Source organism: Flavobacterium sinopsychrotolerans (assembly GCF_900110375.1).
GTDB classification, from domain to species: domain Bacteria; phylum Bacteroidota; class Bacteroidia; order Flavobacteriales; family Flavobacteriaceae; genus Flavobacterium; species Flavobacterium sinopsychrotolerans.
The window spans coordinates 36,748-47,256 of record NZ_FODN01000010.1 but is presented as its reverse complement, the minus strand read 5'-3'; the positions used below and the strand labels follow the sequence as shown (position 1 = coordinate 47,256).

Below are 10,509 nucleotides of genomic sequence, written 5' to 3'. Positions count from 1 at the left end.
CAGAAGATAAATGGACGGTTAAAGAAGTCTTAATGCATATTATTGACACTGAAAGAGCCTTTGCGTTTAGAGCCTTTGTTTGTGCAAGAGGAGATGCAGACACGCCATTACACGGAATGGACGAAAATCTGTACGCTGCAAATATTAATGTTAGCGACAGAACTATCGAAAGTTTGATTGACGAATTTATTGCCGTTAGGAATAATTCAAAGGCGTTATTTGAAAATCTTTCAGACAAGCAAAGTATGTTTTTAGGTAACGGTATAACTTATAAAATATCTGCAAGAGCATTAGGGTACATTAGTATAGGACACGTTAAGCATCATATAAATATAATTAGCGAAAGGTACTTGCAAAAATAAAAGCACAAACGCCCAACAGTTAGGGTTTGGTTGCGGCTGCAAGCCGAACAATGAAATCCCGACCGCGCTGAGATACCTCAATCGTTAGCGCAGGTATTTACCTGTGCGCTCAAAGAGGTCAAAACAAGTCTAATTAAATGCTTATTAATACGAGTCCTTTCGTGTTTACAACATAATATAGAATTAGAGTTTAAATAAAATCTTAAAGTTTTCTACAGACTTTTTTTATTGCTTCAAATCCAATCGTTTTTTTATAAAAATAATAATATTGTAATCTAAATCGCCTATATTTACGTTATAATTAAACAGAAAACGCATCAAACGGAGGTTTTTGGACGAATTGACGTTGTAGCCAATGCTAACGCAGACCATTCAAAACATTTTTTTATAGTAAACCAAAATGAACATTAGCTTTTTTTCTAACTTATTTCTTTGGTTATTATTCATAACTTTACCAGAAACTGTATTTTGTCAATCGGCCGACTTTATCATTCAAGATGTAAAATTTGAAAGTCAGGGCGTCACTCTTGCAGGCTCAATTTTAAAACCTAAAAATCCATTTGCAGCAGTTGTAATTGTTCATGGTTCTGATCCAGTAAAAAGAGAAATGGAGTTCGCAAAACGTCTTGCTAAAGAAGGTATTGCTGTATTGACATATGACAAACGTGGAGTTGGAGAATCTGGTGGTGTATATGTTGGACCATCTGTTGGTACGAATAATATTGACACTACTAATCTTAATTTATTATCTAGCGACGCAAATGAGGCAGTAAAAATATTGCGAACCTATTTGAAAGATAAAAAAATACCAATTGGATTAGTTGGCTTCAGTCAAGCAGGATGGATAATCCCAATTGCTGCAAGCAAAAATCCACAAATAGAATTTATGGTTTTATTTAGTTGCCCTACAATTACAACGCTAGAACAACTTCGATTTCAGTTTTATACTAATGGCAACAATAATTTTTGGGAAAATCATACAGAATCAGATGCTCGTGAACATACTAAAAATGACCCAGACAGGTATCAATTCGTTGCGACTGACCCAAAAAATTCTCTGAATACTCTTTCAATTCCGGGAATTTGGCTTTTTGGTGAGAAAGATATACAGATTCCAGTAAAGTGGTGTATGGAGCAATTAAATACATTGAAAGCTCAAGGTAAACCTTTCGAATATACTTTGTTTTCTAAATTAGGACACAATACTGCTTTTGACAATGATAGAGTACCTGTTGATATTTCAATTCAATGGATAAAGCAGAAAACTTTTAACATTAAGAAGTCTAAAGTATCAAAATAAAGCACTGCCTACAACAGCTAAGGCTTCGTTTGGCTTGAAAAGCCAACAATGAAGCCTGTGTTGAACAGCCTGTCCCGCTTTTTCGGGAGAACCGATTACATGCCGTCAAGACTTATGGAGTTATCGTAAAATTTTGAGAGAGAATGTCAAGAGGATTTGGTGTCCTCTTTTTTTTGGAGTGGTTTTAAGCTTGGTTTCCTCGTGTTTTCCTTCACTATTGGGCATACTTGACCTTACCCATAAAATCAACTTTCACAGGAACAAGAACTTTGGCTTCCGCCAAGAAACCACGAAGGCGGACCGCGCTGGTCAAAAATTGCTATCCGATGTAAATTGCCCGTTTTACAGCTGATGCGTCAATGTCATTTGTTTTTAACTCCCGCCGTTCGATAATCCTTGTACTCAAAAATCACGTTTTCATTGTCAATACTCTTGATTCTCTGGTTGCTAATGGCTATTTTATGGGTGTACTTCCCCAAATATTCCACAGCTATCGCCCGAATCCTTTCGTGTGGTACTTAACCTGAAAGCTCAGAATGGTAGATAAGAATAGAGCTAAGTGTAGTATGATTTTCAGGTCTTTACCTTTTATCGAAGATTTATGAGCTTAGGAGTGATGTGATAAAAATGGTAATTGGAAGAGTAGGAGGAAGAGGTAGAAAGATGCTGAGATGAGGTGTATTTATTTGTTTTGATAATTTGTAATAAAAAAACTATACATTAGCAAAACAATAAATACTGACGCTATCAGATATATATACAAGTTGTAAGCAATTTTACCGAATGACGAAACATAATCAAAACTATCTAACAGAAAAAAAATGCCTTTTAACATCAAAATTTATAAATCAGTAATTATTCTTTTATTTTTCTGTACATCAGTAAGTTTCTTGTATGGACAATCTTCAAAAAAATATTCCACAGAAATTCAGTCAAAAATTAAACAAGTTGAAAAAAATCTTTCAGGCTGGATACAAATTGAAAATAATCCCCAAATGTGGACATTAGAGGAAAGAATGAAATTTTACCATGCCAATGGTGTTAGCATTGCAGTAATTAAAGACTATAAAATTGATTGGGCAAAAGGTTATGGATGGGCTGACAGTTTAGAGCAAAAACCTGTAACAACTAAAACTTTATTTCAAGCAGGTTCAAATAGTAAATCTCTAAATGCAGTTGGAGTATTAAAATTGCTTCAAGAAGGAAAATTGAATCTTAATGCGGATATAAACACCTACTTAAAATCATGGAAATTTCCCTACGATTCATTGTCCAAAGGCAAAAAAATTACAATTGCCAATTTATTAAGCCATACTGGCGGGATTAGTGTACATGGCTTTTATGGTTACAAAAAAGGAGAGAAAATACCATCTATTAAACAAATACTAAATGGTCAAAAACCTGCTAATTCAGAAGCTATTCGTTCAATGTATGAGCCGTCTATCAAATATGAATATTCTGGCGGTGGAACCACCATTTCACAACTAATTATTGAGGATGTAACAGGGAAATCTTATGATGAATATATGTGGGAGAATGTACTGAAGCCAATGGGAATGACTAATAGTTCTTACACACAACCTCCAACAGCAACCATACAGAATTTATTAGCTACGGGATATTACAATGATGGAAAAACCGTAGAAGGAAAATACCATATTTACCCAGAGCAAGCAGCTGCTGGTCTTTGGACAAATCCAACTGATTTAGCGAAATATGTAATCGAAACTCAACTTTCTTTAAAAGGAAAATCCCAAAAGGTTCTTTCAAAAGATATGACAAAACTAAGACTTACGCCTTTCATTGATAATAAATCAGCTTTAGGGGTATTCATAATTAATAAAAATGGAGTTAAAAATTTCGAGCATGGTGGTGTAGATGAAGGTTTTGTAAGCCAATATATAGGAACTCTTGAAGGTGGTAACGGTGTTGTAGTTATGACAAACACATACAATACTGACCTATTTGATGAAATTATTAGAAGTGTTGCATTAACATATGATTGGAAGAATGCTTATACGCCTGATGTTAAAAAAGAAATTTACATTAAAGAAGAAGATTTAAAATCTTATATAGGGAAATATGGAAGTGGCGATTTTATATGGTCAATAATTAAAAAAGAAAAAGATATTTACCTTAGTATTAATGATAATCAGTATTGGGGAACTTGTATGTGGAAAATTCATTTTACAAATGAAAATAATTTTTTTATTACCGAAAAAAATAGTGAATTTCTTTTTGTAAAAGATTCAATGGGAAAAATTACGGCTCTGAACTGGAACAATGAAAATATATTAAAAAAAGTAGAAGAGTAAAAAACTGCCTACAACAGTTAGGGTTTCATTGTTCGGCTTGCAGCCGCAACGAAACCCTAACTTTTAGCGGTAATTTTATAAAACCGACACCAATAGAAATTAATTTACAAAGACTGAATGAAGAAAATAGTATTAATAATAGCTTTCTTTTTTTCGCTGACAAATATTTTTGGACAGACGAATGAACCTAAACTTAAAATCTCACACTTAACAGGCGACTTTTATATCTATACAACATACAATACCTACGAAGGAAGCAAAATACCTGCTAATGGGATGTATCTTGTTACCGAGAATGGCGTTGCCCTGTTTGACACACCGTGGGATACGACACAATTTCAACCGTTGCTTGACAGTATCAAATTGAAACACTATAAAGATGTAACAATTTGCATAGCAACTCATTGGCATAGTGACAGAACTGATGGGCTTGAATACTACAAGCAAAAGGGAATTAAGACATACACAACTAAATTAACAGATGATTTAAGTAAAAAGAATAACAAAAAAAGAGCTAAATATTTAATTGAAAAAGATACCATTTTTAATATTGGACAATATTCATTTGAAACTTATTATCCAGGACAGGGGCATACGGAAGACAATATCGTTTTGTGGTTTAACAAAGAGAAAGTTCTTTATGGAGGCTGTTTGATAAAAGGTGCGGAAGCCGAAAATTTAGGGTATTTGGGAGAGGGAAATGCTTTTGAATATGAAACAACTCTTAAAAATGTTCAGAAAAAATATCCTGACCCAAAATATATAATTGTGTCACATCACAATTGGAATAATATAAACTCGTTGAAACATTCAATTGAGATGGCAAATGAACTAAAAAGGAAAAATCGAAAATAAACAGCTACCGCTAACAGCTAAGCTTTCGTTGAGTACGCAGCACGAGCAATGAAAGCTGTGCTGAACGGAAGTCGAGGTCGTTAAAAAGAAAAAGAACTATAGTTTAAATCATGTATATTTACTATATGAATAGAAAAATATAGTTTGTCTGGAGGTTTATAGACTAACTGATGTTGGTTGTAATTCTATTGTGACAATGCACAACCATACAGACAGAAACAGAATGATTTTAAATAATCTCAAAATACTTCATTGATATGAAAGCAACTTCAGTTAAAAAGAAAGCTACTGCAAAAACAGAAGTTAAAGAAAATGAAATTTTATTAATGAAGGGTAATGAAGAGCAAAATTTAAGAAAAATAATTGAAGATAGCGAAAAGCGGTATAACAAGATGCTCATGCAATCACCATTTGCCTTTGCCGTATTAAAAGGAAAAGACATGGTGGTTGCTATTGCTAACGACAGTATTAAACAAATGTGGGGGAAAGGAAATGAAATAGAAGGCAAGCCATTGATTGAAATTTTACCCGAGATAAAAGATCAGGAATTTCCAGCCCTTCTTCATAATGTTTATAGCACAGGCAATCCTTACGTGGCGAAAGAAGCACCTGCACGAGTGAAGCGCAACGGTAAAATGGAGGATTTGTATTTTAATTTTGTTTATCAACCATATCGCGAAACAGATGATACTATTTTGGGGGTCACTATAATTGCAATTGAAGTAACGAACGAAGTGATTGCAAAGAAAAAGATCAAAGCAAACGAGGAACAGCTTCAAAATATTTTATTGCAAGCACCTGCCGCCATTGCTGTTTTTGATGGACCCCAACACAGGTTTATCATGGCAAACCAGGCGTATCAAAAACAGAATAATCGTACAGAAAAAGATTTTCTAGGTAAACGTTTTCGTGAAGTATTTCCTGAATTGGAAGGTACAGGCTCTTTTGAGATATTTGATAATGTTTATATAACCGGAGAAACATTTACCGCTAGCGAATATGCCGCCATGATTGACTCTGACAATAATGGTATCCCCAAACAGAGCTATTTTAATTTTTCTTTGGAAGCGTTAAAAAATGAATCTAAAGAAATATATGGCGTAATGGTAATGGCATATGATATTACAAAGCAGGTTGAAGCAAGAATAATAATTGAAGAAAGTGAGAAGCGATATAACAGAATTTTAATGCAGTCGCCTTTTGCTTTTTCAATAATGAAAGGAAAAGATATGGTAATTACCCATGCCAATGATCTTATGAAAGATTTTTGGGGGAAAGGTAATGATGTAGAAGAAAAAACGCTTCTTGAAGTATTACCCGAACTAAAAGACCAGCCTTTTCCTCAAATGTTGGATTCTGTATACGCAACAGGCAAGTCCATATCTGCTAATGAAATCCTTGTCCTGTTAAATCGCCATGGTATTATAGAAGAGCATTATTTTAATCTAACTTGTCAGCCTTCCTTTGAAGCAGACGGAACAATTTCTAGCGTAATTACTATTGCGCATGAAGTTACCGAACAGGTATTAATTCGAAAAAAAATTGAGGAAAGTGAAGTAAAATACAAATCGCTTATTGGTGCTGCCCCAATTGGTATAGGCCTGCTTATGGGAAGAGATTTAATTTTGGAAAGTGCCAACCAGAAATATATAGATCTCATTGGTAAAGGTAATGACATTGAAGGGAAGAAATTTACTGCGATAATGCCAGAACTAGTTGGGCAACCTTATTTAAAAATATTAGATGATATATTTATTACGGGTAAAAGTTACCACAGCTTTGCTGATCCCGTAAGTGTTATTAGAAATGGATTACTTCGACATGAGTTTTATGATATTGATTATGCTCCTCTATTTGATGGTGAAGGCAAAGTATACGCCATATTAAATATAGCAACCGATGTAACGATACAAACCCAGTTAAATATAAATGTAAAAGAAAGTGAAAAGCGGTTTAAAAATGTACTGCTGCATTCGCCAAATATATTTATGATTCTGGAAAGTTATCCTGAAATGATAATAACCTTCGCCAATGAACCTTTATTTAAGTCTTGGGGAAGAACAGCAGCTATTATCGGAAAACCTTTACTGGAAGTAGTACCTGAAATAAAAGACCAGCCTTTTCCAAAATTGCTGCAGCGGGTATTTGAAACCGGTGAAACTTATTATAACAGCGAAGAAAAAGCCGAAGTTATAAAAAATGGCGTCACTGTTGACATTTATTTTGACTTTGTCTATCAGCCAATTTTTGATGATACCCGAAAAGTAACAGGGGTTACCGTCATGGCTACAGATATTACCGCGCAGGTAACTGCCCGGAAAAAAATTGAAGATAGTGAAGAGCGGCAAGCTTTCCTGCTTCGGTTTTCTGACACGTTACGGGAAGAATCAAATGTTGATGCTATAGCAAACCGTGCACTGCAAATGCTTTCTGGGCATCTAAAGCTCGACCGCTGTTACATTGGAGTTTACCAACTGGCTGAAGACCGTGGCGTGTTCCCCTATCAAGTAGGAAACGAACGGGTGCCTCCAGTGCCAGCCAGCCTACGCCTGTCCGATTTTCCAGATGCTTTGCGGGTTGCCTTTGACCGCACGCTGGTGATTGACGACATAACGAAGGCAGAGGACCTATCAGATACTGACAGACAAAACCTAGGTGCCCTTGGAATGTGTGCCTTGGTAGCTGCCACATTGCGCCATGGTGAGGCCAACCCACTATGGTCGATTGTGGTAGTTTCAGCAAGTCCGCGCCACTGGACTTTGAATGAGGTCACACTGATAGAAGAAGTGACCGAACGCACCTGGGCAGCAGTAGAAAGAGCTAAAGGAGAGTACGAATTAAGAAAAACGGAAGAGCAGCTCCGTGCGGTTTTGGAACAAGCTCCCTTAGCTATTGCCATCACGGGCACCCAAGGGGATATCCAGTTCAGTAATACCATGTTCGATGTATTATGGGGTCGTCCTGCACACGAGACTGAAGCCTCAAAATATAGCCAGGTCTATGCAGGTTTTCACCTTGACGGCAAACCTATAGAGTCAGAGGAATGGCCCGGATCTAAAGCTTTAATGAAAGGAAAAGTGGTAATTGAGGAGGTACTGGAAATAGTACACTTAAGTGGTCAGAAAATTCCATGCTCTTTCAACGCAGGCCCAATCCGTAGTCAAGATGGTACAATAGTCGGTGCGGTGGTTATGTTCCATGATGTAACAGCAGAGCAAACTACTAAAATGCAATTGCAAGAATCCGAAGAAAAATACCGTTCGTTGTTTAATTCCATACAAGACGCTTTTTGCATTATTGAATTGTTATTTGATGAAAAAGGAGAGCCAATTGATTGGATCTATGTAGAGACAAATCCAGCTTTTTTGAAACACGCAACCGTAGAGATGAAAGGCAAACGAATCAGCGAATTTGTGCCTGAGGTAGAGGCGGTCTGGCTCGAACAGTATGGACGCGTAGTTAAAACAGGAGTACCTGTGCAGGTAGAACATTTCGTTAAAGGACTTGGTAACCAATGGTTTCAAAATTCCGCTTTCCGTCACGGTCTGGAGAGTAGTAACAGGATAGCGGTACTTTTCCGGAACATCACAGAACAAAAGGCAGCAGAAGAAAAAATAGCAGAAAGCGAGAAGCAACTCGCCTTAGATTTAGCCGATTCACAAATACTACAAACCTTCAGCACACAAATAATACATGAAGAAAATATTGACCTGTTGTATGAACAGCTTGTAGATGCAGCTATCGCACTGGTGCATTCTGATATGGCAAGCATTCAACTGTATCATCCTGAAAAAAAACAATTGGAACTATTGGCATACAAAGGATTTCATCCGGAATCGGCAGCGCATTGGAAATGGATTAACACCGATTCAAAAAGCGTTTGCAGTGTAGCAATGAGCAATGGTGAACGGTCTATTGTTAGTGATCTTGAAAAAGAGGAACTGACAGCAAAAACAGGAGGCCTGAATTATTATCAGTTATCAGGCATTAGGGCAATGCAATCAACGCCCCTTATTTCCCGCAGTGGAGATTTAATAGGAATGATATCCACGCATTGGCGAGAGCCGCACCAACCTTCTGAAAGAAAGCTACAATTATTTGATGTGCTGGCAAGGCGGGCGTCAGACCTTATTGATAGAAAAAAAACAGAAGATAAATTGAGGGAAGCAAAGGTATTTGCAGAAAATGCTGTTAAGTTCAAACAACAGTTTTTATCTAACATGAGCCACGAAATTCGAACTCCGTTAAATTCTATTTTAGGATTTGCAAATGTGTTATTGAAAACTAAATTAGATGCAGAACAAAAAGAATTTTTACAAGCTGTAATAACAAGTGGCCACTCTTTAAACCTACTTATAAACGACATACTTGATCTGGCAAAAGTAGATGCCGGCAAAATGACATTTGTTAAACAGCCATTTGAAATTCGCAAATCAATAGAAGCAATACTATATTCCTTTGACCTGAAAATAAAAGAAAAGAATTTAAAACTGATAAAAGAATACGACAGCAAAATACCATCAATACTATTGGGCGACTCGGTAAGATTAAATCAGATTATTTTAAATCTTATAAGCAATGCCGTCAAATTTACACATAAAGGAAAAATTATACAAAGCGTCAAATTACTGCACGAAGACGAAGAAAATGTGAACATTGAATTTACCGTTACCGACACCGGAATTGGTATTGCTGCTAACAAAATAAATTCAATTTTTAATCTTTTTGAACAGGCCGAACTCAGTACATCTAATTCTTATGGTGGAACAGGGCTGGGGCTTGCTATTGTCAAACAGTTAATAGAAGAACAAGGAGGGAGTATTAGCTTAAGTAGTAAGCTTGGTGAAGGTTCAACATTTAGTTTTATTCTGCCTTTTGGAAAAACAAATATAAAATCAAAAGAAAAAATACAAATACCAACCCTGAATTCAGAAATTAAAACCCTGCGGGTATTAGTTGCCGAAGATGTTGCATTAAATCAATTACTAATCAAAATTATTTTAAATGATTTTGGATTTGAATACGAAATCGTAGGCAATGGAAAATTGGCAGTAGAAAAAATGCAAACCAATACTTACGATATTATTTTGATGGATATGCAGATGCCTGAAATGAACGGTTTTGAGGCAACAGAATACATACGTAAAACATTGAAATCTCACATTCCAATTATCGCATTAACAGCAGATGTAACTACTATAGATGTTTCTAAATGTAAAGACTTTGGAATGGATGATTATATTTCCAAACCTATTAACGAGGGCTTATTATACAGTAAAATAATGGAATTAATAAAAAGTAAAAATAATTATTTAGGAACAAATTTAGCACAATAAGTAATACCTAAAAATGCATTTGCAAGCCAACGCATCCGACAGTTGAGACAATTGTTTACGTTTGCAACGACACAGCATCACATAAATAGAAGCACGAACCGATAACCGCTACAACAACGGATTTGGGCAATTGGCTTTCCCGAAGTATCGGGAGGAAAGTTGGTTTTGTATATGGGACGATCGGGGAAATCCGAAAATAGGACTTAATTTAGTCCCAAACGAGATGCCGTATCCGAAGGTTAGCGTTCAGGCTATGACGACACAGTAACTACAAACAAAGAACAAGACATAAAACAATTATAAACGACAAAAAAATGAAACTTTTAACAATATTATTTTTT

General features: G+C 35.9%; 5 protein-coding genes and 1 pseudogene. 5 read left to right on the top strand and 1 reads right to left on the bottom strand.

Translation table 11 applies throughout. From position 1 onward, the window contains the following. Positions 1 to 362: DinB family protein (locus tag BMX64_RS14860; protein ID WP_143056085.1), on the top strand; the 362-nt coding region annotated here is incomplete at its 5' end. A 400-nt stretch (positions 363 to 762) separates the two neighbouring features. Beyond that, on the top strand, positions 763 to 1,662 hold the full coding sequence (locus BMX64_RS14855; protein ID WP_091174040.1) for an alpha/beta hydrolase family protein: 900 nt from the start codon (positions 763 to 765) through the stop codon (positions 1,660 to 1,662). 245 nt (positions 1,663 to 1,907) lie between these two features. Here BMX64_RS14855 and BMX64_RS16015 read toward each other — a convergent pair. Continuing rightward, a pseudogene (locus BMX64_RS16015) lies at positions 1,908 to 2,150 on the bottom strand (transposase); the annotation flags it as partial. Positions 2,151 to 2,483: 333 nt separating this feature from the next. On the opposite strand from BMX64_RS16015, the gene BMX64_RS14845 reads away from it, so the two are divergent. The 3 genes from BMX64_RS14845 (at position 2,484) to BMX64_RS14835 (ending at position 10,168) form a co-directional block, all read left to right on the top strand. Then, entirely contained in the window at positions 2,484 to 3,977 is a 1,494-nt protein-coding gene (locus BMX64_RS14845; RefSeq protein WP_091174036.1) for a serine hydrolase domain-containing protein, read from the top strand. A 117-nt stretch (positions 3,978 to 4,094) separates the two neighbouring features. Continuing rightward, a complete protein-coding gene (gene bla, locus BMX64_RS14840) occupies positions 4,095 to 4,832 on the top strand; it encodes a BlaB/IND/MUS family subclass B1 metallo-beta-lactamase (RefSeq protein WP_091174032.1) in 738 nt (245 codons plus the stop codon). A 257-nt stretch (positions 4,833 to 5,089) separates the two neighbouring features. Then, the gene (locus tag BMX64_RS14835) at positions 5,090 to 10,168 is read left to right on the top strand and encodes a PAS domain-containing protein (protein ID WP_091174028.1); all 5,079 of its coding nucleotides are present in this window, start codon (positions 5,090 to 5,092) and stop codon (positions 10,166 to 10,168) included. The last annotated feature ends 341 nt before the right edge of the window (positions 10,169 to 10,509 follow it).